The organism is Macrococcus armenti, from assembly GCF_020097135.1.
GTDB lineage: Bacteria > Bacillota > Bacilli > Staphylococcales > Staphylococcaceae > Macrococcoides > Macrococcoides armenti.
Genome location: NZ_CP083608.1, coordinates 270,576 through 297,556, shown reverse-complemented (window position 1 = coordinate 297,556; position 26,981 = coordinate 270,576). Strand labels below are relative to the sequence as shown.

Annotated in this window: 30 protein-coding genes and 3 pseudogenes; 13 read left to right on the top strand and 20 right to left on the bottom strand. The window is 35.8% G+C overall.

Features of this window, described 5'->3' with window-relative positions:
• Positions 1 to 22 precede the first annotated feature (22 nt).
• Positions 23 to 1,648, bottom strand: a pseudogene (locus LAU42_RS01675) (PTS transporter subunit IIBC); the annotation flags it as partial.
• A 162-nt stretch (positions 1,649 to 1,810) separates the two neighbouring features.
• Between LAU42_RS01675 and LAU42_RS01670 the strand changes: the two are divergent.
• Positions 1,811 to 2,869: a LacI family DNA-binding transcriptional regulator gene (locus tag LAU42_RS01670; protein ID WP_277602376.1), complete on the top strand. Its 1,059-nt coding sequence runs from the start codon at positions 1,811 to 1,813 to the stop codon at positions 2,867 to 2,869.
• A 64-nt stretch (positions 2,870 to 2,933) separates the two neighbouring features.
• On the opposite strand, the gene LAU42_RS11900 is transcribed toward LAU42_RS01670, so the two are convergent.
• The 3 genes from LAU42_RS11900 to LAU42_RS01660 form a co-directional block, all read right to left on the bottom strand.
• Positions 2,934 to 3,818, bottom strand: coding sequence for an IS3 family transposase (locus LAU42_RS11900; protein WP_325051780.1), 885 nt, complete (start codon positions 3,816 to 3,818; stop codon positions 2,934 to 2,936).
• Positions 3,788 to 4,330, bottom strand: a complete 543-nt coding sequence (locus LAU42_RS11895; protein WP_338147625.1) for a helix-turn-helix domain-containing protein — start codon at positions 4,328 to 4,330, stop codon at positions 3,788 to 3,790. The genes LAU42_RS11900 and LAU42_RS11895 overlap by 31 nt, the downstream gene beginning before the upstream one ends.
• Before the next feature lie 158 nt (positions 4,331 to 4,488).
• On the bottom strand, positions 4,489 to 4,851 hold the full coding sequence (locus LAU42_RS01660; protein ID WP_224183979.1) for a YbaN family protein: 363 nt from the start codon (positions 4,849 to 4,851) through the stop codon (positions 4,489 to 4,491).
• A 186-nt stretch (positions 4,852 to 5,037) separates the two neighbouring features.
• Between LAU42_RS01660 and LAU42_RS01655 the strand changes: the two genes are divergently transcribed.
• A complete protein-coding gene (locus LAU42_RS01655) occupies positions 5,038 to 5,397 on the top strand; it encodes a DUF3147 family protein (protein ID WP_224183978.1) in 360 nt (119 codons plus the stop codon).
• A gap of 14 nt (positions 5,398 to 5,411) precedes the next feature.
• Entirely contained in the window at positions 5,412 to 5,810 is a 399-nt protein-coding gene (locus LAU42_RS01650) for a DUF3147 family protein (protein ID WP_224183977.1), read from the top strand.
• Positions 5,811 to 5,830: 20 nt separating this feature from the next.
• Here LAU42_RS01650 and LAU42_RS01645 read toward each other — a convergent pair whose 3' ends face one another.
• The 3 genes from LAU42_RS01645 to LAU42_RS01635 form a co-directional block, all read right to left on the bottom strand.
• A complete protein-coding gene (locus LAU42_RS01645; RefSeq protein ID WP_224183976.1) occupies positions 5,831 to 6,973 on the bottom strand; it encodes an MFS transporter in 1,143 nt (380 codons plus the stop codon).
• 122 nt (positions 6,974 to 7,095) lie between these two features.
• Positions 7,096 to 7,296, bottom strand: coding sequence for a hypothetical protein (locus LAU42_RS01640; protein WP_224183975.1), 201 nt, complete (start codon positions 7,294 to 7,296; stop codon positions 7,096 to 7,098).
• Positions 7,297 to 7,365: 69 nt separating this feature from the next.
• Complete coding sequence (locus LAU42_RS01635) at positions 7,366 to 8,019, bottom strand: Type 1 glutamine amidotransferase-like domain-containing protein (protein WP_224183974.1); 654 nt, start codon at positions 8,017 to 8,019, stop codon at positions 7,366 to 7,368.
• Positions 8,020 to 8,112: 93 nt separating this feature from the next.
• On the opposite strand from LAU42_RS01635, the gene LAU42_RS01630 reads away from it, so the two are divergent.
• The 3 genes from LAU42_RS01630 (at position 8,113) to LAU42_RS01620 (ending at position 11,841) form a co-directional block, all read left to right on the top strand.
• Positions 8,113 to 8,865, top strand: coding sequence for a MerR family transcriptional regulator (locus tag LAU42_RS01630; protein WP_224183973.1), 753 nt, complete (start codon positions 8,113 to 8,115; stop codon positions 8,863 to 8,865).
• A 68-nt stretch (positions 8,866 to 8,933) separates the two neighbouring features.
• A complete protein-coding gene (locus LAU42_RS01625; protein WP_224183972.1) occupies positions 8,934 to 9,890 on the top strand; it encodes a nuclease-related domain-containing protein in 957 nt (318 codons plus the stop codon).
• Positions 9,891 to 10,446: 556 nt separating this feature from the next.
• Positions 10,447 to 11,841 (top strand): L-cystine transporter, encoded by a 1,395-nt coding sequence (locus LAU42_RS01620; RefSeq protein ID WP_224183971.1) that lies wholly within the window; start codon positions 10,447 to 10,449, stop codon positions 11,839 to 11,841.
• 27 nt (positions 11,842 to 11,868) lie between these two features.
• Here LAU42_RS01620 and LAU42_RS01615 read toward each other — a convergent pair whose 3' ends face one another.
• Complete coding sequence (locus tag LAU42_RS01615) at positions 11,869 to 12,432, bottom strand: LOG family protein (protein WP_224183970.1); 564 nt, start codon at positions 12,430 to 12,432, stop codon at positions 11,869 to 11,871.
• Positions 12,433 to 12,495: 63 nt separating this feature from the next.
• Positions 12,496 to 13,545: an LLM class flavin-dependent oxidoreductase gene (locus LAU42_RS01610; protein ID WP_224183969.1), complete on the bottom strand. Its 1,050-nt coding sequence runs from the start codon at positions 13,543 to 13,545 to the stop codon at positions 12,496 to 12,498.
• A gap of 149 nt (positions 13,546 to 13,694) precedes the next feature.
• Here LAU42_RS01610 and LAU42_RS01605 point away from each other — a divergent pair, with 149 nt between their 5' ends.
• Positions 13,695 to 14,633, top strand: coding sequence for a nucleoside hydrolase (locus LAU42_RS01605; protein WP_224183968.1), 939 nt, complete (start codon positions 13,695 to 13,697; stop codon positions 14,631 to 14,633).
• Positions 14,634 to 14,665: 32 nt separating this feature from the next.
• Here the strand turns inward: LAU42_RS01605 and LAU42_RS01600 are convergent, their stop codons facing one another.
• The 4 genes from LAU42_RS01600 to LAU42_RS01585 all read right to left on the bottom strand — a co-directional run bounded on the left by LAU42_RS01600 (position 14,666) and on the right by LAU42_RS01585 (position 18,206).
• A complete protein-coding gene (locus tag LAU42_RS01600; protein ID WP_224183967.1) occupies positions 14,666 to 14,866 on the bottom strand; it encodes a cation transporter in 201 nt (66 codons plus the stop codon).
• Positions 14,867 to 14,920: 54 nt separating this feature from the next.
• On the bottom strand, positions 14,921 to 17,293 hold the full coding sequence (locus LAU42_RS01595) for a heavy metal translocating P-type ATPase (protein WP_224183966.1): 2,373 nt from the start codon (positions 17,291 to 17,293) through the stop codon (positions 14,921 to 14,923).
• 11 nt (positions 17,294 to 17,304) lie between these two features.
• Positions 17,305 to 17,601: a metal-sensing transcriptional repressor gene (locus LAU42_RS01590; RefSeq protein ID WP_224183965.1), complete on the bottom strand. Its 297-nt coding sequence runs from the start codon at positions 17,599 to 17,601 to the stop codon at positions 17,305 to 17,307.
• Positions 17,602 to 17,705: 104 nt separating this feature from the next.
• Positions 17,706 to 18,206, bottom strand: coding sequence for a GNAT family N-acetyltransferase (locus tag LAU42_RS01585; protein ID WP_224183964.1), 501 nt, complete (start codon positions 18,204 to 18,206; stop codon positions 17,706 to 17,708).
• Between the two features lie 161 nt (positions 18,207 to 18,367).
• On the opposite strand from LAU42_RS01585, the gene LAU42_RS01580 reads away from it, so the two are divergent.
• From LAU42_RS01580 to LAU42_RS01570, 3 genes are read left to right on the top strand one after another with little or no spacing between them, the layout of a single operon-like run.
• Positions 18,368 to 18,691, top strand: coding sequence for a PadR family transcriptional regulator (locus tag LAU42_RS01580; RefSeq protein WP_224183963.1), 324 nt, complete (start codon positions 18,368 to 18,370; stop codon positions 18,689 to 18,691).
• Positions 18,684 to 19,235, top strand: a complete 552-nt coding sequence (locus tag LAU42_RS01575) for an HAAS signaling domain-containing protein (RefSeq protein ID WP_224183962.1) — start codon at positions 18,684 to 18,686, stop codon at positions 19,233 to 19,235. Before LAU42_RS01580 ends, LAU42_RS01575 begins: the two co-directional genes overlap by 8 nt.
• 2 nt (positions 19,236 to 19,237) lie before the next feature.
• Positions 19,238 to 20,044: a DUF4097 family beta strand repeat-containing protein gene (locus tag LAU42_RS01570; RefSeq protein WP_224183961.1), complete on the top strand. Its 807-nt coding sequence runs from the start codon at positions 19,238 to 19,240 to the stop codon at positions 20,042 to 20,044.
• 65 nt (positions 20,045 to 20,109) lie between these two features.
• On the opposite strand, the gene LAU42_RS01565 is transcribed toward LAU42_RS01570, so the two are convergent.
• From LAU42_RS01565 to LAU42_RS01555, 3 genes are all read right to left on the bottom strand, one after another.
• Positions 20,110 to 20,262, bottom strand: a complete 153-nt coding sequence (locus LAU42_RS01565) for a hypothetical protein (protein WP_224183960.1) — start codon at positions 20,260 to 20,262, stop codon at positions 20,110 to 20,112.
• A 73-nt stretch (positions 20,263 to 20,335) separates the two neighbouring features.
• The gene (locus tag LAU42_RS01560) at positions 20,336 to 20,806 is read right to left on the bottom strand and encodes a peptide-methionine (S)-S-oxide reductase (protein WP_224183959.1); all 471 of its coding nucleotides are present in this window, start codon (positions 20,804 to 20,806) and stop codon (positions 20,336 to 20,338) included.
• A 74-nt stretch (positions 20,807 to 20,880) separates the two neighbouring features.
• Entirely contained in the window at positions 20,881 to 21,063 is a 183-nt protein-coding gene (locus tag LAU42_RS01555; protein WP_224183958.1) for a CsbD family protein, read from the bottom strand.
• 343 nt (positions 21,064 to 21,406) lie between these two features.
• Here LAU42_RS01555 and LAU42_RS01550 point away from each other — a divergent pair, with 343 nt between their 5' ends.
• Both LAU42_RS01550 and LAU42_RS01545 read left to right on the top strand, forming a co-directional pair.
• On the top strand, positions 21,407 to 22,657 hold the full coding sequence (locus LAU42_RS01550; protein ID WP_224183957.1) for an aspartate aminotransferase type Ic: 1,251 nt from the start codon (positions 21,407 to 21,409) through the stop codon (positions 22,655 to 22,657).
• A 124-nt stretch (positions 22,658 to 22,781) separates the two neighbouring features.
• On the top strand, positions 22,782 to 23,840 hold the full coding sequence (locus tag LAU42_RS01545) for a YkvI family membrane protein (RefSeq protein ID WP_224183956.1): 1,059 nt from the start codon (positions 22,782 to 22,784) through the stop codon (positions 23,838 to 23,840).
• 32 nt (positions 23,841 to 23,872) lie between these two features.
• Here LAU42_RS01545 and LAU42_RS01540 read toward each other — a convergent pair whose 3' ends face one another.
• Together LAU42_RS01540 and LAU42_RS01535 are read right to left on the bottom strand one after the other, a co-directional pair.
• A complete protein-coding gene (locus tag LAU42_RS01540; protein WP_224183955.1) occupies positions 23,873 to 24,268 on the bottom strand; it encodes a universal stress protein in 396 nt (131 codons plus the stop codon).
• A 21-nt stretch (positions 24,269 to 24,289) separates the two neighbouring features.
• Positions 24,290 to 25,423 (bottom strand): annotated as a pseudogene (locus tag LAU42_RS01535) (SulP family inorganic anion transporter); the annotation flags it as partial.
• 126 nt (positions 25,424 to 25,549) lie between these two features.
• Between LAU42_RS01535 and LAU42_RS01530 the strand changes: the two are divergent.
• Positions 25,550 to 25,702: a CHY zinc finger protein gene (locus LAU42_RS01530; RefSeq protein WP_224184818.1), complete on the top strand. Its 153-nt coding sequence runs from the start codon at positions 25,550 to 25,552 to the stop codon at positions 25,700 to 25,702.
• On the opposite strand, the pseudogene LAU42_RS11970 reads toward LAU42_RS01530, so the two are convergent.
• Together LAU42_RS11970 and LAU42_RS01520 are read right to left on the bottom strand one after the other, a co-directional pair.
• A pseudogene (locus LAU42_RS11970) lies at positions 25,676 to 25,762 on the bottom strand (YSIRK-type signal peptide-containing protein); the annotation flags it as partial. The gene LAU42_RS01530 and the pseudogene LAU42_RS11970 sit on opposite strands and share 27 nt — an antisense overlap.
• 116 nt (positions 25,763 to 25,878) lie before the next feature.
• Entirely contained in the window at positions 25,879 to 26,940 is a 1,062-nt protein-coding gene (locus tag LAU42_RS01520) for a zinc ribbon domain-containing protein (RefSeq protein WP_224183954.1), read from the bottom strand.
• Positions 26,941 to 26,981 lie beyond the last annotated feature (41 nt).

Sequence of the window (26,981 nt, the reverse complement as noted above, 5' to 3'; positions counted from 1 at the left end):
CTGGAATATCGGCACCCGATTGTAATAAATCTTCGATGTCTGACTTTAATACATCTGCTTTAGGACCATATACAGCCTGTACACCGTTATCTTTAACGATAAGCCCCATTGCCCCGGCTTTCTTCCAATCTGCTTCTGTACCAACTTTAGATTTATCATTAACACTTACTCGCAGTCTCGTCATACAAGCATCTACGTCTTTAATGTTGTCTTTCCCACCTAACAAGTGAATGACTTGAATCACTTGTTTATCAGCTGCTACAACTTCAGTTGCATTCGCTTCACCATCAATTTCATAGTTTCCGTTGCGTCCTGGTGTTGCAAAGTTGAACTTCTTAATTAGGAAGTTTGCAATGAAATATGTTCCGATTGCAAATCCAATTGTCGTTAAGACGAAGTTGATTAAGTCTCCAGCAAGACCTGCTTTGAGCGCAAGCGGTGTACGTGTTAATAGCTCGATTGTTCCAAATGAATGGACACGTAAGTTAATAACATCTGCCATCGCGAATGCTGCACCTTGAATCAATGCATACACAGCATAAAGCGGTGCTGCAACAAACATAAACATAAATTCTAAAGGTTCTGTTACACCAGTTAAGAATACTGCGATTGCAGCTGAGAAGTACATTGATTTATATTTCGGCTTCTTATCTTTATCAACGTTTCGGTACATCGCATATGCAAGCCCCATTAAAATACCGGTTGAACCAATCATTTGTCCTACTTTAAAACGTGCAGGTGTAAATGAGTTTAATACATGGTTATATTGTGAAGTATCTCCAACATGATTTAAGTTTACTAAGTCTGTTGCCCATGCAAGCCATAATGGATCTTGTCCATATACTTTCGTACCTGCCTGTGCACCAGAAAGAATTTCATATGTTCCACCAAGCTGTGTATAGTTAATTGGAATTGTAAGCATATGATGTAATCCGAATGGTAATAATAAACGCTCTAAAAATCCAAATAAGAATGGTGCCAGTATTGGCGCTGTATCTTTTGATGTTGCGATCCATAGACCGAAGTTGTTAATTCCTGCTTGAATATATGGCCATACGATTGATAGTACAATCGCGACGATTGTTGACCATAATATTACGACAAATGGTACGAATCGTTTACCATTAAAGAATGATAACGCATCTGGTAACTTACGGTAGTTATAATATTTGTTATATGCATTCGCACCAACAAATCCTGCGATAATCCCTACGAACACACCCATATTTAATGCTGGTGCTTCTAATACACTCGTAAAGAACCCTTTCACCATAATTTTAGTTCCGAATAATGTGTGAGTAAAGGCTTTGTCATCTGCGAGCATTGCACTGTTGACACCAAAGATAGCACCTGTAATACGGTTGATTAATATAAAAGCTATCCCTGCTGCAAACGCACCACCTGCACGCTCTTTCGCCCAACTTCCACCAATGGCCAGCGCAAACAGTAAGTGAAGGTTCCCTATAATTGCCCAACCTAAACTTTCTACTACGCCACCAATCGTAATTAACATCTGCATATCCGGGCTGATTAATGGAATCGACTTCCCGATACTGATCATTAAACCAGCAGCTGGCATAACCGCTACAACAACCATCAATGCTTTACCGAACTTTTGCCAGAACTCAAAACTCAATAAATTTTTCACTGCATTCAACTCCTTTTATTTTTATGCAATCGGTTTCGTTGGTTTTAATATATCACTTGAATTCATTTTTGTAAATAGAGAAGTTATTAACTTTTTATCATAGTATTGACTAATGCAATCGTTTGCGCCATTATATAATTAAATCATGCAACAAGGAGGAAGATGATGACGATTACAGTTAAAGATGTAGCCCGTAAAGCAAATGTAGCGACTAGCACAGTGTCACGTGTAATTAATGATCATCCGAGCATTTCACAGGCAACAAAGAAGAAAGTTCAGAAAGTAATGGATGAACTCGGCTACGTACCGAATATTTCTGCCAGAAATCTTGGAAAGCGTACAACGAGTGCTGTCGGCATCATTTTGCCACCACTCAATTCTAAAGAGCGACTTGCGAATCCTTTCTTCCTCGAGATTATTGAAGCGATAAACGGTGAAGCACGTACACATAACTTAACGACCGCACTTGCAATTGCGAAAGATATCGATACATTATTTGAAAACGTTAAAGCGATGCATACTGAAAAACAAGTCGGCGGCTTTATCATTACATACTCTGTTATTGATGACCCTATCATTGACTATTTACGTCAGCAAAACATTCCTTTCGTGTTAATCGGACAACCATATGACGCGCTTTCTAATACAGTTTACGTAGATAATGATAATCAGCTCCTCGGTCAGGAAGCGACTGATTACTTAATTAAAAATGGCCATCAAAATATACTCTTCATTACAAATACGACAACTGAGAACATTTTTTATGAACGATATTTCGGTTATCAGAAGGCAATGATGTTGGCACAGTTAAATGCACATCAAAGTCTGACATTAAATGTACCGGATGACTACGTTAAACTTGAAGAGAAAATTCAATCTGCGCAAGCGACAGCAATTATTGCACTCGATGATATATTTGCGCTGCGTATTATTCAGCTCGTAGAATTATATGGCTATAAAGTGCCGGATGACATATCAGTTATCAGCTTTAACAATTCTATATTCTCAACACTAACGCACCCTTATTTAACGACGCTTGATATTGAAACTGAAAATCTCGGGCAAAAAGCGATGCATAAACTTGCTGGTTTAATAAAAGGTGATAATACGGATGGTACACGTTTTGTTATTCCGCATAAACTGATTGAAAGAGAAACTGTAATCGCAAAAAGAGGCTGGGACAAACGTGTTCTGCCACAAGCAAAAACCGAACAAAACTAATAAATCGCTTGTAGTGAACCCTAAAAGTTAGACTATTTGGAATGGAGAAATCCATTCCATTTTTTTATGCAATTTTTACATTTAGTCTACTTTCTCTGAACCCTATCGGGCTCTTCCATTCTAATTTTGATTTAATTCGCTTATTGTTGTAATACCATATATAATTTTCAATTGCTGCTTCAAGTTGTTCATAACTTTCATAAACTTTTCCGTAGAATATTTCCTGTTTTAAAATACTGAAAAAGCTCTCCATCGGCGAGTTATCCAGACAATTTCCCTTACGGGACATACTCTGAAATATTTTATTATCTTTAAGCTTTTGCCTATATTTTTTCATCTGATAAGCCCAACCTTGATCGCTATGAAAAGTTCTTCTAAACTCACATGCATCTGTTAATGCCACAGCTTTTGTAAGTGCTGACATAATACCTTCTGCATTTGGCTTTTTGGATATACTATATGAGATAATTTCTCTATTAAACAAATCCATAAATGGGTCAAGATAAAGCTTCCCAGTACAAATTAAACCATTTTCATTAAGATAATGGTATTTAAACTCTGATGTATCTGTAGTTATTTTCTGATAGGGAATATTTGTATCAAACCTACGGTTAACCAAATTATCAGCGATACGGCCAATTTTTCCTTTGTAGGATGAATATTTTCTATTTTTTCTAGTAAATGAGATTGATTTTAAATTCAATTTACTCATGATTCTCTGAACTTTCTTGTGATTAATAATATATCCTCTATTTCTAAGTTCACCTGTAATCCTTCTGTAGCCATAATTCATGGCGTTTTCCTCAAAAATTTCCTTTATTTGATTTTCTATTTTCTGATCCTTATTTTCTTTATCAAACTGCTTCTGCCAATACATATATGTAGATTTTGGGAATTTCAGTGCTTCAAGGACAATGTTTAATTTGAAATCTTTTCGGAGCTCTTTAATGACTCTTGATTCGATTTTAGCAGTCGGTTCGGTATACTTATCCCTGAAGCTTTCAACTTTTTTATATAGGCAAGTTCAGCTCTTAAAAGTTCATTTTCATGTTCAATTTTTTTCACATAGTCACTATTACTATTATTAATTTTTTTCTTCTTCATAGATGGACTTCCTTTCTTCTTTTCAGACAATCCATCAATACCATGCTTATTATAAGCATTCACCCAAGAAGATATAAGAGATGGATTATTAATACGGAATTTGGTTGAAGTAATACTTAATGAAGCATTATTCTCTTTCATCCATCTCAGTATAACAATCTTATCCTCTAAACTGTATTTATTCTTACTTCTTTTTCTTTCTAACCCTTCAATGCCGAAGGCACTATATGCTCTATACCAATCTCTAACCATAGAGCGACTTATACCATTACGCTTACCAACAACACTGAATCCACCTGTGCCATTAATATATTCAATTACGATTTTCAGCTTGAATTCCAAATCATATTTAGCCAAATAAAACACCCCAAAAGTTAGATTTTAAGTCTAACTTTTGGGGTGCACTACAGCTCTTTGATTTATAGTTTTTGTTCGGTTTTTGTCTTAGTGGCAACTTTTGTTCCGCCGTTTCGTCTGTTAATCGAAAGAAGATAGAAACTTATGTCTCGATCTGTTTATTCTTTAATCGTCTTTACAAATGTAAACAGTACAACCGTCTGTAAAAACAGCATGATGCCAAGGCCAATTCTTACATATAAATGATCGACCATATATATCGAAAATCCAACGACAATGTACACTGATATTAGCAGCTGAATTTTCTTCTTCATCGTATATCCTTTTTGTTCATAAAACTCCTGCACATAACTTTTATATAGCCTTGTCTGAACGAGCCATTCATAAAATCGATCAGAACTGCGTGCGAAACAAAATACTGCCAGCAGTAAAAATGGCGTCGTCGGCAAAAGAGGTAACGCTGCACCGATGAAGCCAAGTACAGTCGACATGATTCCAACAGCAATCAAAAAATATTTCACAAGCATTCTCCTACAATTTGTTCGTATCTTAATAGTATAGGAATTTAATGTGTTTTACCAACAAAGTTCGTCAATCAATACATATGACAATTACGTGGCATAATGTTCAAATGGCTTTACAATATTTCAAAATGGGTATATTCTAATTGTGAAATATATCACGAACAAAGAAAAGAGATGACCTTTATGTTCGGAATATCATTGTCCGGATTAATATTACGCTTTATCATCGGCGGGATTGCAGTTGCTGGTGCTTCCATTATCGCAAATAAAGTTGGCGGTAAAATCGGCGGGATTTTCGCGACACTTCCTGCTGTATTTCTAGCGGCGATACTCGTACTATCAGTCGATCATCACGGTGAAGATCTCGTTAATGCTTCAATGAATTTAAGCAGTGGTGCCGTCATCGGTATTACGAGCTGCATCTTAACCGTTGCCTTCGCGTCATACTTCGTACCTAAGACAGGATTTAAAAAAGGTGCTGTCTTATCTACACTATGCTGGTTTGTTATTTCTTGCGTATTTTTCGCACTTAAAAACATTTAAAGGAAGTCTTTCATATGAAAACAAAAGTATTATTATTAAAATTTCTCATCGGTGGAAGTACCGTCGCTTTTAGCTATATCATATCTAAAGTCATCCCTTGGGAAGATTTCGGTGGGATTTTTGCGACATTTCCTGCTGTATTTCTACTTTCACTTATCATTGCAGGGATGGAATATGGCAATAAATTTGCAACGAACGTATGCCGAGGTGCTGTATTCGGTATGACTGGCGGTTTGATCAGCATACTCGTTACATGGAGTATGTTAAGTACAACTTCAAACTATGCTCTAAGTATCATAACAGGATTTATCGCATGGTTTTTAAGTGCACTTCTAATTTCTAAAGTTGTCAGCATCGTTCACCATGCTGTAACACATAAATCCCTTAAACATTCATCTATACACGCAAAATAAGGAGTGGCATATGCCACTCCTTATTTCGTATTAAGTTTGCGTATATATAACGTTACTAAAAATGCAATTGCTAAAACAATACAGCCGTAATAAATGAGTGCTGGATATGAATTTGTTTGAGTAATACATATACCACCTAACAATGCGCCGAGAGAAATACCGAACTGCGTTGATGATGTACTTACCGTCTGATTAATACTCGAAAACTTCGGTGCTGCTTGTATTAAATACGTTTGTGTTGGCGCATTGACCATCCAGCCTGTCATTGCCCATATTGCAATATTAATGCATACAAGCACGGCAGAAGATGCTGTAAAGTTCACCATTAGCATTAAAAATACATATAAAAATGACTGTACTACAAGTAAATTCGTACTCCCAAACTTATCTGTCATATATCCACCGATTCCGCTGCCAATAATACCCGCAAGACCAAACACGAGATATATTAAACCTACAACTGCGATACTATGGCCTCTATCCATTAAGTATGGCGTTAAATAAACGAAAAACATACCTTGCCCTACAAAGAATAAAAAGCTGAACAAATGGACAGATAAAATCTCTTTCTTCAATATAAACTTCCAGTCACGTGCCATAGAGACATGTTCTACTTGAATATTTTCTGGGAAATATCTTATCAGTAACAACATTAATATAACTGACAAAACACTGATCAATACAAATATCATCTTCCAGTCTGTCAGTTCCGCAATATATATACCAATCGGCGTCCCAAGTACTAAAGAACCACTGATACTCATCATAATAACGCCAATCGCACGTGCCTGCATATACTCTGGGACTACTTTTACAGATAATGATAATGCGAGACCGATTAACATCGACACACTTGCAGCTAGTACGATTCGAGATAACATCATCATCCAGTAGAATTGTGCAAACACACTCATTAAATTACCAACGATGAAAATCGATAAGAAAACTAATAACAGTGTTTTTCGATTTATATTCATCGTGATGCTCATCAGAACGGGACCTGCAAGACCAAATATTAATGCAAAGACCGTTACTAAATAACCTGCTTCTTGTGTGTTAATATTAAAGTAATCCATCACGAAAGGTAGTATACCCGCTAACACAAGCTCATTTAATCCTGCTAAAAATGCCATCATCGCAAGTAAAAATAAATTAATTTTCATTATAACCTCCAAAATAAAAAGCGCCTTCCATATCGGAAGGCGCTGTAATCATAATATACATGAAAACCGGCACGAAGCCACCTTTAAAAATATTATAAAGTGTATAAAATGATTTGTAAACACTATAACCCAAGCTCACGCATCATCGCTTTATGCTGTTTATCATGCTTAACAGACACTTCATCAATATCAAGATTACGCGCTTTGCTTTCTATTTCTTTCATTGAATATATTTTGAAAACATCTGACACTTTCATATCCAAATCTTTAGCAACAGCCTGAATCATCTTCTTCTCTTCAATCGTTACATAAACATTCATCATCGGCATAAAATCATTCCTTTCAATACAGTTATCATAAATAAAAATTAAAGAATTATCTAGTGGGGCGTGTTATACATGATAAAACGTGACATCTCCATAACTTTTAAACTGGTTATCTTCAACAATAACGATACCGTTATCCCCTATTGCATATACCGGAATATTTCTTTCCTGAATTACTTTATCAATATATGCATCATGATAATCAGACTTTTCATAATGTACTTCAATATCGAATCCGTGTAACAATTCCAGACTGTAATGATAAGAGAAATGGTCATAATCTTTATCAGGTGTGATGTGGAAGTTTTCAATCTGAATCATTGCACCAGCACTGAAACCTATAACAGTCCCCTGAAACTTCTGAATCGACTTTATAACATCCATATCCTTCAGACGCTTTATCATCAAGTCCGGATATCCGCCTGAAAAGAATAGTACATCCGCTTCATTAATTTTCTCTTTTAAAGTACGAGGTGTATCAGAATAATACTTTGCCCATGAAATATCTTTCTTATTCACTCCGAAACTCACGAGTGGATTAACGGTCTGTAAGTAATATTTCCCGCGCAGACCATATATTTTCAGCCAGTCCCGTTCATTCTTCACAATATCACCGAACGCAAAAGGAATGACCAGCACTTTTTTGTTTTCAAGGTATTGCTGTAGCACATCATTCCATCCCGATTTTGCGGGGAAAGTGCTCATGAGTATGTTTGTCATAGGTGTCACCTCGAATAAATTTTTATTAATTTTACCACAACTGTTGACCTTAACGTTACGTAAAGGTGTAATTTAATTAATGGAGGTGATGCTTTGTATTATTCAGTGAAAGAAGTCAGTGATTTAACGGGCGTAAGTACACGTACTTTGCGTTATTATGACAGCATCAATTTACTAAAGCCAGATCATTATACGGATAAAGGATATCGTATGTATCGTACAGCACAACTGGATCGTCTGCAGTTGATTTTATTTTATAAGTCATTACAATTCCCTCTGGATGACATTCAAAAACTGCTTTCAGACGGTGATACATTGTCACATCTCAACTTGCAGCGTAGAAGGTTAATAGAACAAGCAGCGCATATTGAATCTCTAATTAAAGTTATTGACCAGACCATATCCCACCAAAAAGGAGAGATACACATGACGGAGCATGAGAAGTTTGAAACATTTAAAGATTATAAACTTCAGGAAAACGAAGCAATGTACGGCGATGAATTAAGAGAGAAATATGATGAGGCAACATTAAATAAAAGTCATACGCATTACAAACATTTGTCTCAAGATTCATACGATAAAGCAGTAAATGCAGAACGAAAGATGTTTGAGTTATTACATGTTATGATGAATCGCAATCTGGATGTTACAGATCCAGTCGGAGAAGAAGTGTTTGAATGTCATAAAATATGGCTGGAAATAATGAGCGGTATGTACAGTAAGGCATATCATTTTAATCTCGCATCGCTCTATACAACAGACGAACGCTTTACACAATATTACAATGACCGTCTGAACGGCAGTGCTGAACTGTTAAGTAAGATTATCATGCATTACACAAAATAAATAATATTTTCAAAAATGTAATTTGTCACCTTTATTTTAACGTTATATATTAGAGTAGAGGTGACTAAATGTTTGTAAAAACTTATTTTCCAAGTTCCTATGTCAAATATTTATTCGAAGTAAAGGGTCGTATTGCTTTAGATGATTTCGATGAAGCACAATTTAAACGTTTATATTCTGGATATTTAGGAGAAAAACAGTTTTACGAACGCATTAAAAATTGTGGTGGCACAAAGTTATGGGATCTGAGGTTGGATTATCAAGGTGAAGTTCAGTATGACTTTCTAATCATTCAAGATGGCTATTTATTTCATTTTGATATTAAAAACTTTTCCGGACATTACGCATTTATTAACAACAACTTTGTAAGTGAACAAAACTATGTCATTAAGGATCCTATCTCGCAGTTCAATGGTGCTCATATTAAGCTGAAGCAGTTTTGTATGAAACATAATCTGGATTATAAAATATTGAGTTATGTCGTGTTTATAAATCCTGACTTTGTCGTTACAGGTTTTAACGGTCATTCACATATTCTCTTTCATAAAGATGTTGACCGTATTGTAAACGCACTTGTTAAACCTCCAAATGATGCGGATATTCGTGCATTGACTACACTCGCAAACTTTCATAAGAAGGACAGTAAAAATGAACGAATTATATACTACCCTTTCCAGGATATGAAAAAAGGTATAAAGTGTCCTGTTTGTCATGAATTTATCAGGAAGTTCCAAAATCAGGAACGCCGTATTATTTGTAATTGTGGCAGACGTATAACTAAACAAGAAGCTGTACACATTGCTTTTGATACGATAGCCCTTCTTAAAAATAGTCATGTAAAAACATCTGAAATTATGGAATTTACAGCCATAGGGAAATCAACAATTAAAAAAGTAATGCGCAAAAATTATGCTTCAATCGGTAAAACATGTGGAAAGGCATATATTTCATCTCAAAATACGAATTTCATTTTAAAGGAATCCTCTTGTGAATATACTTATAAATTTGTCTGGATGAACGATTAGGAGGTTTTTTGTAGAGATCTGGCCGACCGGGGGTTGGAGTGACGAACTTTTACATTGTTCGACACTTACAGCTCAGAACACACTGCTTTCTACTACCTAGGTGGCGGACTTTTACATTGTTCGGTACTTACAGCTCAGAAATACTGCTTTCACCGGCGTAGGTGACGAACTTCTACATTGTTCGGCACCTACAGCTCAGAACACACTGCTTTCTACTACACAGGTGACGAACTTCTACATTGTTCGGCACTTACAGCTCAGAACACACTGCTTTCACCGGCGTAGGTGGCGAACTTCTACATTGTTCGACACCTACAACACATAACACACCACTTTCTACTACCCAGGTGACGAACTTCTACATTGTTCGGCACTTACAGCACACACCCCACCACTTTCTACAACCTAGGTGCCGAACTTCTACATTGTTCGGCACCTTCTCTATTCCCATTCCTCTTCACCCCATCATTTACATCCTTTTTCCTATATACTATTGAAATATATCCCAATTCATTGTAAAGTTAAGATTATTATATATTTTGGAGGTTTTAATCAGATGGATAACTGGTTAATTTTTTTTAACGTCTTAATTCTTACTATTCTTATAGGATTACTCATAGTGATGCATAAGAAAAATGTTTCTTTCTCTAAACGTGTCTTCACTGGTATGGCGCTCGGTATCATCCTCGGTACTTTACTTCAAGTCTTCTACGGTTCAGATAGTAAAGTGACACTTTCGACACTTGATTGGTATTCAATTATCGGTAGTGGTTACGTTAAGCTACTCATGGTTATTGTCGTACCCCTCGTAATGGTTTCAATCATTCGTTCAATCATTAACTTAAACACTGCTGACCAGCTCGGAAAAATGGCTTCTTCTGTTATCGGTACATTAGTGTTAACAACATTAGTGGCGGCTTTCATCGGTATTGCTTCTGCATTAATCTTTGATTTAAATGCAGACCAGATTCATATCGGCCAGGATCAGAAAATGCGTGGTACTGAAATACAGGAAAAGTTTGATACGATGGAACAGAAGACGATGCCTCAACGTATCGTAAACTTCATCCCGTCTAATATATTTATGGACATGACAGGAGGACGTCCGACGTCTGTAATTGCTGTTGTTATCTTTTCATTCTTAGTTGGTATTGCTGTACTCGGCGTACGTCGTAAAGACCCGGAACATGCAGAGATGTTCACAAAAATGGTGGATGCTGTGTTCGCTGTTGTTATGCGTCTCGTTTCTATCATTTTACGTTTAACACCATTTGGAGTACTCGCCCTTATGGCTAACATGGTAGCAAGTACAAACTTCGCAGGTATTATGGAACTTGGTAAATTCGTTATTGCATCATATGTTGCGTTAATTACGATGTTTATCGTACACCTTGTTATCGTATCAGCATTCGGCGTAAATCCTGTAACATATTTGAAGAAGGTCATTCCGACACTTGTGTTTGCCTTCACATCACGCTCTAGCGCAGGTACGATTCCATTAAATATTGCTGCTCAGAAAAATGCTCTTGGTGTTGATGATGCGACTGCTAACATGTCCGCTTCATTCGGTGCAACGATGGGACAGAATGGATGTGCTGGTATATATCCGGCAATGCTTGCGGTAATGATTGCGCCTTCTGCAGGTATCAATCCGCTCTCACCTGAATTTATTATTCAGTTAGCGATTATTACTGCCATTAGTTCATTCGGTGTTGCAGGTGTTGGTGGTGGTGCAACATTTGCTGCAATTATCGTACTCTCTTCTATGGGCTTACCTATTGCTTTAGCAGGTGTATTAATCACAGTTGAACCGCTTATCGATATGGGAAGAACTGCACTTAACGTTAATGGAAGTATGGTAAGTGGTACAATCACTTCAAGATTACTTGGAACATTTAACAAAGAAACATTTAATAACAAATCTGCTGTCGTAGAACATGCAGAAGCATAATAAAGGTCGAGACTGATGTCTCGACCTTTATTTGTATACTCTTATTTCCGGCTTCTTATGGTTTTTAATTACTTCATCTAACGCATCGACATTTTTGACGAAGTATACGTTATCTCTATCATCCTGCGATAAAAAACCTTGTGCGACCATGTTATCGAAAAATGCTTCAAGCAAATCATAATAACCACTTTCATTATATACAATACATGGTCTGTCATTTTGTCCGATACGCGCCCATGAAATCACTTCACTAATTTCTTCTAGCGTACCTGGTCCTCCTGGCAGAGCGATACATACATCGCCAACTTCTAATATTTTATTTTTACGTTCTGACATATTGTCCACAACAATTAAATCCGTTAAGCCTTCATGTGCAATTTCTCTATCAGCTAAAAATTTCGGAATGACACCAACGACACGACCATCATTAGCCAGTACTGTATTTGCCACTTCTCCCATTAAACCGACATTGCCACCACCGTATACTAAAGAGTGACCGTTGTTTGCAATCCACTCGCCTAACTGCTTTGCATTGTCTAAATAAATCGGCTGGTTTCCTTCACTTGCTCCACAATATACAATAATTCTCATCTATTACCCACCTTTAAGATTATCTCGTTACGATTATCTCAAAAATCAGTATGGAATTGCGAATTATTTATTCTGAAAATATACATCAACAATCGGTTTGACTTGTTCTCCATATAAACGAATCGCGTTCATTGTTTTATCGTGTGGCATTGATCCAACCGGTAAATGAATCATAAAGCGGTTCAATCCTAACGTTTCAACTGTATTAATAATTTTCTGTGCTACAGTTTCAGGGCTTCCTACATATAGTGCACCGTTATGAATTTCATTCATAAATGCAGCTTCAGTGTATGTACCCCAACCTCGCTCTTTTCCAAGAACATCGTGAACTGCTTTTGTTGATGGAAAATATTCTCGTGCTGCCTGCTCGTCAGTTTCAGCTATATATCCCCATGAATGTGTTGAAATAAACGCATCATCAGCATTAAATCCATTTGCTTTAAGTGACGCTTTGTACACTTCAACGTTATACTTAAATCGTCCAGGATTTCCGCCAATAATTGCATACGTTATCGGAAGCCCAAGTGCACCAGCACGAACAGATGACTCAGGTGTTCCGCCTGTTGCGATGTGAATCGGAAGTGTTTCCTGCATCGCGCGTGGCATCACAACTTTATGCTCAATCGGCGCACGTGTTGTCCCTTCCCAGTTGACGAATTTGTTTCGATTTACATTCATTAATAAATCTAATTTTTCTTCATATAACAGTTCATAATCGTTTAAATCATAGCCAAATAACGGAAACGACTCGATAAACGAACCACGTCCCGCCATAATTTCAGCTCGACCATTACTAAGAGCATCCAATGTTGCAAAGCGTTGATACACTCTCACCGGATCATCACTTGATAATACGGTTACAGCTGAAGATAACTTAATATGATTTGTCATAGGTGCTGCAGCTGCTAGAATTGTTACCGGATCCGACACTGCATAATCCGTGCGATGATGCTCACCAAGACCATATATATCTAACCCAAGTTCATCTGCTAATTTAATTTCCTCTACAATATTTCTAATTCTTTCATGATCTGGTATCGCCGGTAACACACTTGATTCAGTATGAATATCGCCATTATCTCCAAATGATGTTATACCAAGTTCTATTTTCACTATACATCCTCCCGAATTCATTTTAGTATAATTATTATACCTAATATATTTAATATATGCAAATATTATTAAACGTTATTCATTATTATATTGATATAGATATGTTATTGTTTATAATGAAAGTATACTTAATGAAAAAGGTGAAAACTATGGTACAAAAAGTATACTTTAACCACGATGGTGGCGTTGATGATTTAATTTCTTTATTTTTACTATTACAAATGGACGATGTTGAGCTTACAGGTGTGAGCGTTATTGATGCAGATTGTTACATTGAACCTGCTACTTATGCTTCAAGAAAAATTATTGATCGTTTCGGCGATGGTAAACTTGAAACTGCGATGAGTCCATTACGCGGTAAAAACCCATTCCCTAAAGACTGGAGAATGCATGCGTTCTTTATGGATGCATTACCTATTCTTAATGAAAAAGGCACTATCGATGCACCACTTTCAAAGTTAACGGCACATGAACACTTAATTGAGAAAGTGATGAACGAAAAAGGTAAAACAACATTACTTTTCACTGGTCCTTTAACAGATTTAGCAAAAGCACTGGAAGTTGAACCAAAAATTGAAGATAAAATCGAGAAACTTGTTTGGATGGGTGGTACGTATCGCGCTGAAGGTAACGTACATGAGCCTGAACATGATGGTACTGCAGAATGGAATGCATTCTGGGATCCAGAGGCTGTCGGTGTTGTATTTGATACAAACATTAAAATTGATATGGTGGCTTTAGAAAGTACAATACAAGTACCGCTTACAGGTGACATTAGACAAATGTGGGCAAATGAGCGTAAATTTCAAGGTGTTGATTTCTTAGGTGTCAGCTACGCAGTCGTGCCACCACTTAAACACTTTGCAACTAACTCTACATATTATTTATGGGATGTTCTAACTACAGCTTCTATCGGAAAACCAGAGCTTGTGAAGTCTAAAGAAGTATTCTCTGGTGTATATACACATGGGCCAAGTCAAGGCCGTACGTACGAAATGGAAAATGGTCGTCCGGTAAACGTCGTGTATGATGTTGATCATGATGCATTTTTCAATTACATTACCGACTTAGCAAAAAAGGTAAAATAAAAAATATGCTGTCGCATTTGCGACAGCATATTTTATTTTACGTCGTATCCCTGATCTTCAATCGATTGCTTTACTTCGTCAATGTTAAGTGCGTCATCATGCGTTACTGTAACATTTCCTAACTCTAAATTCACCACAGCATCAGTTACACCAGACACTTCTTTCGCTGCACTTTCAACCGCTGCTTTACAATGACCACAAGTCATACCTTCTACGTTTAAAATTGTTTCCATATATATCTCCTCCTTAAATAATAACTATATTCATTAAAAATTAATATGATATCTCTATTTTATTTTAACAGATTTCAGACGTAATGCATTACTTACAACACTTACAGAAGATAATGCCATCGCGAGTCCCGCAATCCACGGTGCAAGTAACCCGAATGCTGCAAATGGAATTCCAATAATATTGTAACCAAATGCAAAGCCTAAATTTTGTTTAATATTGCGAATCGTAATATGACTGAGTTCAATCGCTTCTGGAATAAGATTCAATTCACCACCAAGTATCGTCACATCTGCGGCTTCAATCGCGACTTCTGTACCTGTGCCAATCGCTATTCCTATATCACTTAATGCAAGTGCAGGTGCATCGTTCACACCATCTCCTACCATTGCAACTTTATGACCTTGTTCCTGAAGTGTTTTTACTTTATTCGATTTATCTTCAGGTAATACATCTGCAATCACTTCATCAATATCAACCTCTGCTGCAATTGCTTCAGCAGTACGTTTATTATCACCTGTTAACATAATAACGCGAATATTCATTGCTTTTAACTGAGCTATAGCCGATTTCGCACTTGGCTTCACTACGTCTCTCACTGCGACAATCGCCTGAACTTGATCATGATAAGCAACTAACATCGCTGTTTTACCTGCAGACTCATACTGTGTTAACTGTTGTTCAAATTGGCTAACGTCAATTTTAAATTTATCCATCAACTTGCGATTACCGATGTAAATATCTATGTTTTCAATTACTGTATGAATACCATGACCTGGTATTGCTTCAAAATGCATTAAATCTTTGAGTGTAACTTTCTGTTCAGCATATTTCATAATTGCGCTTGCAAGCGGATGCTCAGAAGCCTGCTCACTACTCGCTAAGTATTGCAGTGCAGTATCATCGCCAGTAAAGTCTGTAACTTCTGGTTCTCCTTTTGTAATCGTTCCTGTCTTATCCAGCACAACTGTATCAATTTCATGTGTACGCTCTAAATGTTCGCCACCTTTGAATAAAATACCACGTTCAGCAGCACGACCCGTACCTACCATAATCGATGTAGGTGTCGCAAGTCCCAGTGCACAAGGACAAGCAATTACAAGTACTGATATCGCTACAACGAGAGATGACTCAAAGCCTTGTTTCACAAAAAACATCCATATTAAAAATGTAATAACAGCTATACCTACAACGATCGGTACGAAATAGCCTGAAATAATATCTGCCATTCTCTGAATCGGCGCTTTAGACCCTTGTGCTGCTTCCACAACTTTTACAATCGATTGCAATGCTGTATCATGTCCAACTTTCTTTGCCTCCATCGTAAAGTGACCATTTTTATTCATCGTTGCGCCGATGACCGTGTCACCTTCACGCTTTTGCACAGGCATTGACTCTCCTGTTAACATCGATTCATCTACAGAAGAATGACCTTTAACAACAATACCGTCAACCGGTATCTTCTCACCCGGTTTAACGATAATCATATCGCCTACTTGCAAGTTTTCAACAGGTACCATCATCTCTGTATCGTCTTTTATTACTCTTGCATCTTTCGCCTGTAAATTCAACAAGCTTGATAATGCATTCGTTGTCTGTGACTTCGCACGTGCTTCCAGATACTTTCCAAATAGAATTAACGTAATCAGTACAGCACTCGTTTCAAAGTATAGATGTGGGTCATGCGTTAAACCGTTCATCCACTTCATACTTTCATAAATACTATAAAAGAATGCCGCACTTGTTCCGAGCGCAACGAGTACATCCATATTAGCAGAACCACTACGCAAACTTTTATATGCTCCAGAATAAAACTGCCAGCCAATAATGAACTGTACAGGGAATGCTAATAAAAACTGAAACAACGGATTCATTAATATGTGCGACAAATGTAAACCGAACAAATGCGTTAACATCGTAAGTAATAATGGTAATGATAATAACGCTGATATTATTAACTTACGTTTCTTATGCTTTAGCTCTAGTGCTTTACGATCTACTTTTTCCGCACTTTGTAAAGTCGCACCATATCCTAATTTTTTTATGCGCGCAATAATATCATCATCACTTATATTTCCCGGATAATATTCAACCATCGCTGTCTCTGTCGACAAATTAACTGTCGCATGCTGAATGCCACTTTGTTTATTTAATACTTTTTCAATACGATTTGAACACGCAGCACATGTCATCCCTGTAATATCAAATGCTTTCTTCTCAAGCTGAACCGCATATCCAAGTTTATCCACCTTTGCGGCAATATCGTCAACTGAAAGGATATCATCATCAAACGACACAGCAGCCTGTTCTGTCGTTAAGTTTACATGTGCATCAACGCCGTCCATCTTATTGAGCACTTTTTCAATACGACCTGAACATGCAGCACACGTCATACCTTCTATCGGTAACGTAACATTACGCTTTGCCATACCCTCACCTCCTATTTATTGAACTGCTTTAAAACTTTCATCAACTCATCAATCGATGCATCGCCATTACCATCTTTAATCGCATCACTTACACAATGCTTCATATGACGCTCTGTAACTGCATAACCTACTTGCTTCATTGCAGACTCGATTGCACTCATCTGAACTAATATATCAACACAATAACGATCCTCTTCTATCATCTTCTGGATACCACGCACCTGACCTTCGACACGCTTTAACCGTTTAATCAACTTATCCTTTTCCTCGTCATTACGTGGCACCGCTATATGTTTATGCTCTGACATTTCACTCACTCCTATACGTTATGGGGGTATCAATAAATTCATTATATACCTTATAGGGGTATGTGTCAAAATAAAAAATAAAGTACCGTTAAATAAACGATACTTTAAACATCTATCCAAAAACGTCTGCTTTTTACACCGTTACTTTGCATAAACGGTACATCCTCTACTCCACCATTCTTTATAATAACCTTTCCAGATGCTATATTATCCTCATCACAAGTCACTAAAGCTTTCTCAATACCAATAGTTTGAGCAAACTTAAGCGATTCATGAAGAATTTTAGTAGCATAACCTTGTCCTCTATAATACTTTCCTACACCATATCCAATATGACCGCCAGTATTCAACAAGTCTTCAGTAAGACTATGTCTAATATTTGCCGCACCAATAATAACACCTTCTATAATATAAAAGAGTGTAGTATTCTTTACCCATTCTCCACCAGATTCTCTATAATCAAAAGCTTGAATCATATCTTCAAAATCTTTATATCGCGTGAAGTTCGTTGCTGTCGGTACAATTTCTTCAGGTTTATCCCACTCCTCCATATAGTTTTCAAAAGCTGATTTATCCTTTAGTGTTAATTTTCTAAATTCAATCACTTCAACCATCCCCCTTTTTTCTAGATATTCTATCAAATATTAGTTTTAATTTACAACAATAGTAAAATCTTTTCCAACTATATTGAATTATTCACTAGTAGATGATACGATATAGTCATTAAGAACTATATCGATATGTTCTCTAGTTAAGGAGTTTTGATATGAATATTCAATTAAAAAAGGGCGTATTAGAGCTCGTTGTAATGAATGAAATTAGTAAAGGAGATCAATATGGATACGAACTCTCTCAAACAATATCCGAGCACCTATCCATTGCTGACGGCACGCTGTATCCTATGTTGCGCAGGCTGGTTAATGAAGGCGTACTCGATACTTATATGGGAAAGACTTCAGCAGGTCCTGCACGTAAATACTACACAATCACTGAACTAGGGCAGAAGCATTTACAACATCTTATTGAAGAATGGAAAGAACTAAAATCATCAGTAAATCAATTACTAGAAGGAGAGGTACATAATGAATAGGAATGAATTTTTAAATACGTTATACAATAACTTAAGAGGCTTGAATGAAAACGAAAAACAATCCATATTATTTGAATATGAAACGCATTTTGAAGATGGTCTTCTTGATGGAAAAAGTGAGCAGTTAATATCTTCTGAACTCGGAGATCCAAAGCGCATTGCAAAAGAACTTAAATCAACTTATATCGTTGATCGCGCTGAACAAAACCCTTCCACTTCAAATGTCATGAATGCTGTAATGGCTACCATAGGTTTAGGCATTTTAAATATTTTCTTTATGTCGGTTCCATTATTCACATATATTTCTTTAATATTCAGCATGATTATAATGGCTGGAATATTTATTATCTCTCCGCTCTTTTTAGTCGCTGATTATTTAATTAACGGCGCTGAAGCTGTAACTTTATTCGAAGTATTTATGACAGTATCCATGGTTGGTGCAGGTATAATCCTAGCTTTTGCAATTTACTACATCGGAAAATATGCGAATAAGCTAATAGTTAAATATGCAAAATGGAACATCAATACAGTGAAAGGAGCGTAACAATGAAAAAATTTCTGTTATTTCTAGGAATTGCGTTGTTCATTATCGGAATCGTAGGTATGATATTCACAAAAGATCAGATTGTTCCTGAAAAACAAAAAAAATCTAATGCGAATATCGCGATAGACAAGCCATTTAAATCCGTCGACCTGGATATCGGTAAAGGTACAATCAAAGTCATGAAAACTAATGATAATCAGCCATCAATAAAGATTAATAATATTATCCATAAAGATAACTATCAATTTAAAGTAGAAAATAACATACTCTACCTCAAAACGAAAAACGATTCAAAGAAACAAAAAATAAATTTCATATTTGGTAATCACGTAAACCGTGATGAAATAGAAATAACTTTACTTATACCAAATCAAAAACTGCAATTCTTTAGAGTGAACACATTTGCAGGTATGATTGAATTAGATGATCTTTCTACCGAAGAATTAGAAATGAATGCTGGAACGGGTGTTATTCAAGCAAATCGTATTTTAAGTGATAAAGGAAAGCTAAATGTAGGTATAGGAGATATTAGTGTAGATGAATATCATTCAAAACATACTAATATTGATGTAAAAACAGGAACGATTGAATTATATGGTTTAAATCCAGATATTAATATTGATGGTAACATCGGTCTAGGTGACGGTACTTTTGAATATCAATCAGAACCACAGGATACTCACTTTGAAGTCACTTCACAAAACGGTGATGTTGAATTAAGCGACTTAAAAAGTAGACCTAAAGATATCGCAAAATCAATTGTTAAGTTGAACATTAATACTGGGACAGTTGAGTTTGACTATGAATAAATTTCTATGTCTGAAAAAAAGCTTATAACATATTTTAATTAATATGTTATAAGCTTTATTTTGTATTACTTCCCGAACTTCTCTTCGATGAATGCTTTACCTTTTTCGATTGCTTCGTCTTTATGATCTTCAATAAATTGCTGACCTTGTGCGATTACTTCATCTTTATGCTCTTCAACTAATTGACCTGCTTGTGCTTTAATATCATCAAAATTCATCTTCATATTCCTCATTTCTTTTAATTTAGATGAGCATACCACATAGATATATCGTTGTATATTATATTGTGTTCTATTTTTTATATTTTTTCATCATATGCAATGGTATATGACAATAATCACCTGGATTTCTGTCCAAATAGTCCTGATGTTCGTCAGCACTTCTCACATAATTATGGAGCGGCATTACTTCAACTGCAATTTGCGCTTTATCTTCTCTTTCATTAATGTAGCGCCTCGCTTCTATTAATAATGCTTCATCTTCACTATATATCCCTGTTCTATATTTCGGTCCAGTATCCATACCTTGCTTGTTTACACTATACGGATCAATTATCTGAAAGAAATCATCAAGCAGTTGACGCATACTTAATGTATCATCACATATTGTTTTCACACATTCTGCATAACCATCATATGGTGCTGTTAAGTCACTCGTGCTGCCGTTTGCTCTACCTGCTTCTGTTTCGATAACTCCTGGGACAGTTTTTAAGAATGCTTGCACGCCCCATAAACAACCACCTGCTAAGTATATTGTATACATGAAAGTCCTCCTTTATATGCATTTTCATTATATACAAAAAAGTGAGATGCACGCATGCATCTCACTTTTATAAATTATTTTTTGAAATTATCGATTGTTTCATCAACTTTGTTTTGTACATCTTCTGATACTTCTTTAACTTTACCAGAAATTTTGTTGCCTTTTCCTTCGTTTTCTAATTCTTTATCGCCGATAGCATTACCTACAGTTTCCTGTACATTACCTTTAAGTTGTTCAAGTTTTCCTTCGTTTTCCATTTATATCACTCCTTCATAAATGTTTACATTTATACTTTACCCAAATATTTGTTATTAAAACATTAATTTAGTTAACATTTTTTATCATTAATAATCATATACGTATTGTTAAAAATAACATATCATTTTTTACATTTATATGTTACAATGTTAAAGCAATCTATGATTGCTCTTCATATTTCCTTTTGATATAAAGATAAATGATTAACTTATCTGTTGGAGTTAATTATTTATAAAAGTCCACCCTATCTGTTGGGGGTGGGCTTTTATTTTTTATCTTACTGTAAATCATTGATTAAATATTCTATAATGGCAGTAACAATATAGATTGGATGTGTAATATATGGCAAGTTTAAGCGAAGCACTACAAACTTATAAGGATAAGTACGAAGCGTTACTCAATCAGGATATTAATATTGATATGACACGTGGAAAACCGTCAAGTGATCAAGTCGCGCTTTCGTTCCCGATGCTGGATGTACTTAAGAGTGAAGATGCAGCTTCATACATGAGTTATTTTAACTACGGTATTCCAGGTGGTATACCCGAAGCGAAGCAATTGTTTGCCGATTTATTTAATGTGGATACAAAAGAGGTTTACATCGGCGGAAACTCGAGTCTGAATTTAATGCACGATATGGTAAATAAATTCATGTTCTATGGTGTATCAAAAGGTGCAACACCTTGGAAAGATCAGAAAGTTAAGTTTTTATGTCCAGTTCCAGGTTATGACCGTCACTTCACAATTTGTGAGTCTTATGGCATCGAAATGATTTCTGTCGATATGACAGATCACGGCCCTGATATGGCACAAGTTGAAGCGCTTGTTAAAGAAGATTCTGCAATTAAAGGTATTTGGTGTGTCCCTTTATATTCTAATCCGCAAGGTTATAATTACTCAGATGAAACTGTAGAACGTTTAGCAAATATGACAACTGCAGCTGATGATTTCAGAATTATTTGGGATAATGCTTACGGTTATCATCATATCGGTGATGAAGTTGTAACGGTTAAAAACTTACTTCACGCATGTAAGTCTGCTGGTAATGAAGACCGTGCATTAATGGTAATGTCTACATCTAAAATGACATTCCCTGGCGCGGGTATTTCTGCGATTGCTGCAAGTGAAGCTAATATAAATTATTTAGTATCATTATTTGGTGTTCAGACAATAGGTCATGACAAACTGAATCAACTGCGCCACGTGAAGTTCTTCCAGGATAAAGATGGTTTAGTTGAACATATGCGTAAGCATAAAGAAATTATGGCACCGAAGTTTGACGTTGTAGATACTTATTTAAGAGAAAAACTTTACTCATCTGAAATTTGTAAATGGAATAAACCGATGGGTGGCTATTTCATTACGATTGACGTATTAGATCATTGTGCGAGTGAAATCGTTCAGAAATGTAGTGATTTAGGACTGAAAGTAACGCCAGCCGGGGCAACGCATCCATATGGTAAAGATCCTAACGACAGCATCATACGTATCGCACCATCATTCTTAAATGTTGAACAACTTAAAGAAGCGATGGATATATTATGTGTTGTCATCAACTACGTAACATTATCAAAATTAAATGAAAATAAATAAAATAAAACTTTTTATTTCGTAATGTTTATATAAATCCCTTATAAATCATGGACTTTTCTTCCAGAAAACGCTATCATAAACCTTTAAATACATAAAGTTTAGTTTTATTCTGGAAGGGGTTAACATGAGAGATTTTAGACAAATTATCGTTGTTGCATTTGCATTTGTTGGCGTCGTTGTAGGCGCAGGATTCGCTACAGGACAAGAGGTATTACAGTTTTTCACATCACATGGCCTTAACAGTATATGGGGCATAATATTAACAGGTATACTCGTCACGTTAGGTGGCATGTTTGTAATGAAAGCAAGCTATGATATTAAGAGTGAGAATCATGCGACGAGCATAAAATATTTCTTACCGAAACAAATATCATTAATTTTTGACTTTGTATTAACAGCTTTCCTACTCGGCCTGGCACTCGTTATGAGTGTAGGTGGTGTTAGTACGATAAACGAAAGTTTTAATATACCATTTTGGGTGAGCGGCCTTATATTTATAGGATTAGTGAGTTTAACACTCTGTTTACAGTTTGATAAAATTATTCGTGTATTAAGTGTTGTGACACCATTTTTAATCGTTATCGTATTAATCATTTCAATTTATTATATGTTTAAACACGATTTTAATATTTCAGAAGGTATTACGAGCATTCCTGAAAACAAAGGATTATATCCATGGTGGTTTGATGCAATCAACTATTCTAGTTTACAGATTGCAGCAGCATTCAGTTTCTTATCTGTAATGGGTGGCCAACTAAAAAAAGGAACACATGCGATTTTCGGTGGATTAATTGGTGGTATTATCATAATGGCACTGCTCATGTTAATCAACTTAGGTCTTGTAACGGAGTACAAACATATTGTAAAAGTAGATTTACCGACATTATTATTGGCGAAAGAAATTCATCCAATCATCGGATTTATATTCTCAATTATAATGGTGTCTGTTATTTATAATACCGTTGTCGGTTTAAATTATGCATTTATCTCCCGCTTCACAAAACCTTATAGCAAACATTACTATATTATGATTGTTGTGATTGCAGTTATGACATTCTTAATGACGTTTATCAGTTTCTCAAAACTTGTTGCAACTGTATTCCCGTTGATGGGTATTGTAGGACTTATATTATTCTTCCCTGTTATTTATAAAGGGTTTAAACATTTCAATATGAACAACTAAAAACAGGAGATTCCAATTCGGAATCTCCTGTTTTATTTTACGACTAATACATGTATTTCAGATTGTTTAACAACGTGACGGCTGACGCTTCCCATCATGACTTCTTTTATGCCACTTAACCCACGTGTGCCGATAACAAGTATTTCGTGCATACCATCATTCGCCACTTCTACAATTTTTTCTTTCGGATGTCCATGTGCAAACACGACGTCATATTGATGCCCTGAAAACTTCGATATAATATGCGCCAGATTATCTCTACGATCGGACTCACTATTGCCTGTTCCATGTAGCATACTTTCTTTAGAGTCTTCAGGTGTAATTACAGATAACAAAGTATAACGTTCTGCCTTCAGTTTTAAAGCTTCTTCTGCTGCGCGCAGACTGTTATGAGAGCCATCTACTGCTATAAGCACTGTTCTATACATTTATGCCACCACTTTCTTATTAAATATAAAGTTGATTACACTCCCCGCAATAACACCAATTGCTAAATTATGTGTCATCAGAACTAATATAATTGTTGTTAATACTACGATAATATCTACAAGACTTGCTTTCTTTAAAAACTTAAACGTTCCGAAATCAAATGTACTGAATGCTGCGACAACCATTATACCCGCAAGAATACTCATCGGAATTTGCACGACGTAGTCTCCGAGAACAATAATCAGAAACATCAATACAGAACCTGTCGCGATAGAAGAAAGTCTTGTCGTTCCTCCAGTTTTCAAATTCATTACAGTTTGCGCAATCATTGCACAACCCCCAATACCACCGAATACGCCAGAGAATATATTAGCAATCCCCTGACCTCGCGACTCTTTATTTTTATCACTTTCACTTTTTAATGTATCATCTACAATACGTGCCGTAAGTAAACTTTCAACTAATCCGACGACTGCCATCGATAAGCTGTACGGGAATATAATCATAAACGTTTCAAAGTTTAACGGAACATTCGGCAGTGAGAAATGTGGTAACGTACGCTTTATTTCTCCAAGATCACCTACCGTCTTTACATCGGCATTCATCATTATTGAAATTGTCGTGAGTATCACAACCGCAATGAGAGGCGCCGGTACTTTCGTAAAGAACTTCGGCATAAAGTATACAATTAAGATTGTCGCTACAGTAAAGCCATACGTCCATCCGTTAATATTAAAAATGTGCTGTAGTTGAGAGACGAATATGAGTATGGCGAGTGAATCAACAAAACCAATCATTACAGTGTTTGGAATGTACTTCAGTAAATTCCCTACTTTTAAAAACCCCATGATGATTTGCAGCATTCCCATCAATACAGTTGCTGCAAACAAATATTCAACACCATGCTCTTTAACGAGTGAAAACACAAGTAATGCGATAGCACCCGCTGCTGCTGAAATCATTGCACTTCTTCCACCTGTAAATGCAATGACGACTGCAATGATAAATGATGCATATAATCCAACCATCGGATCCACCCCTGCGATTACACTAAACGCAATAACTTCAGGGATTAATGCAAGAGACACGACGACTCCTGCTAATATATTCTGTAATGGCTGACTCAGCCATTCTCGTTTTAAAGTATCTGACATATAGACCTCCAAGAAAAATTTTACTTTGAAAGTATACCACTTTTCATTAATGAATATTTGATAATTTAATATCTTTGTATTAATCATGTATAATCAAATAAAGTTATGACTATGGAGGTATTTAATATGTATAAAGGCATTAACATAGATAAAAAAGGTCGTTGTGCACATTACAATAAATTTGAAGATATCGTTAGCTTTCAGTTCCCGAATGATAGTGCATTTTACCCATGTCACAAATGTTATGAAGCGATACATCATCATACCGATCATAAGTGAGGCCGCACCTACTGTAAACTTTCTAATTGAATATTTGTTTCTGTTATTTAAGTATTTCATATTGTTTTTTCCCTTTTATGTGAACAATTGTAAGTACAACTTCACATCTCAATTGCTTAAGTATATGCGCGTTCAAATAATAAAGCATCAATTATTCACTCTTAAACAACATATTTTTAAAACATTAACTGTACATGCATTGAGCGATTGTGATTGGCCATAGATTTCGTCACTTTCACTTTATTCGTAGTTACCGTTTTTCCTCTTTTTACAGCAGTTGCATAGATTTCTGTTTCATCATTCACTTTTATAAAAATATCTTCAATACTATCTGGATCTTTAACCTTTATTTGCTTATCATCAACATGGAGCGTTAAATCTTCTTTTATACCATAATTATTATATAAATACACATCAATCTTCATAAAATCGAAGTTATTTATTACATCTGTTTCACTTTTTAATGGATTAATTTCAAATTCGCCATTGAATGTTTCATTTTTAATTATCTTTTTAGCTTTTACTTTATATATACCAAGCGGAATATTTTCTACGACTTTCGTATCATATTTTGAAAGTTCATAATCGTGCTGTTTTCCTAACAAGTTAAAACTTAATTTTTGATTATAACTATCTCCTAAATAAGCTCGATTTTCTGGAAGTGAAAGCGAATATTTTCCACGGCGAGCATCTATTTCTAACAGCGTCTCTCTATGAAACATTAGAGCATCAGAAAACACAGGTAATTCTTGTCTGACATTCTGCTTCATCATAATCTCGAAGTTATTGGCAATCGCCTCTTTCTCTCCTGTTTCATCGATTAACTTCAACCATGCATTTGCCATTTCTTCTGTAATTGGTTTACCTTTGAATTTAATATGTTTTGTTAATAATTTTGGCTTATGTTCTTGAATACCTTTAGTAATTTCTTCTATAACGATATCCTCACTGTTTTTTACAGTTTCTTCTTCATCTGTTTCTACAATTTTAGATTCCGATGGCTGTTTAGTTGTTTCTTTACTTTCGTTTTGTTCAGTTAATAAATTTTTCTCTTTGTTCTGCTTATTATCCATGTTCATCATTACAGCAGCGATTGCAACCACTACTAAACTGAGTAGTAATGCAATAATAGTTGTAATGATAATGCGACGTTTTCTTACACTTTTATTACTATCTACATTTGACGACTTATCATGTAGTGTATTGAAATCAGGTTTCTTTTTATAACGATTATTCATATTACATACCTTCCCCATTCATCATTTTGTTAAAAACAAGA